Below are 717 nucleotides of genomic sequence, written 5' to 3' on the forward strand. Positions count from 1 at the left end.
CGTTTCAACATCATCATTCTGAGGGACAGCCACTTACCTGGCTAGGCTCGCGAAGGCCGGCCCATCACGGCATCTAGTGCTATTTGCCCGTGCTGGAGGGAGACGCCCCTGCTGCTGGCCGAAGCGGCGGGACGATCCGCGCTGGGGGAGCGAGGCGCTCGCCGATCTCACCCTGATCGGATCGGCCGTCCGATTGCGAACACGCGCAACGGATTGGCCATAATCACCCGCGCCACGAATGGCGCCACCGCACGATCCGATCGAATGGTTGCCTGTTCAACAGGACGGCGCTCGCGATGGTCTTAAAACTTCTTGAGGCCGCGCAGAAAAGCTGGCGTCGTCTCGATGGCCACAACCAGTTGCCAAAACTCGTTATCCGTGTGACATTCAACGGCGCGATCGAGATCATCGCCAAACCGACTGACCGTCAGCCCACAACCGCCGCCGCCTGACCGGCTCGGCCGCCACCAAAATTTGGCGTTAGCTCGGAACGAAGGAATGCCGAAAGCCAGGTGAGTGCGACCGGCAGGTCCCGTTCGAGCAGGGCGTTGTCAAGACACAGCCGGGCGGACCGGAGGCCGGGTACGCGCTTGGCGCCGAGCAACGCATCGGCCAGATCCGCGCGGGTGCAGGGCATATACAAGATGGCGCCGAGGGCGAGGGCGGAAACCCGGCTCATGCGTCGTCGCCCAGGCTACGGATAATTGCGACCGCGCG

General features: G+C 63.6%; 1 protein-coding gene and 1 pseudogene. One reads left to right on the forward strand and one right to left on the reverse strand.

The window, feature by feature from the left end; all coding sequences use genetic code 11:
* Window positions 1-242: 242 nt before the first annotated feature.
* A pseudogene (locus AC5ZFO_RS48160) lies at window positions 243-452 on the forward strand (IS256 family transposase); the annotation flags it as partial.
* Here the strand turns inward: AC5ZFO_RS48160 and AC5ZFO_RS48165 are convergent.
* Window positions 428-679 carry an HpcH/HpaI aldolase/citrate lyase family protein gene (locus tag AC5ZFO_RS48165; protein ID WP_496124289.1) on the reverse strand — a complete coding sequence of 84 codons (252 nt, stop codon included), beginning with the start codon at window positions 677-679 and terminating at the stop codon, window positions 428-430. The pseudogene AC5ZFO_RS48160 and the gene AC5ZFO_RS48165 overlap by 25 nt on opposite strands.
* Between the last annotated feature and the right edge of the window lie 38 nt (window positions 680-717).

The organism is Bradyrhizobium sp. Unk1 (genome assembly GCF_059512345.1).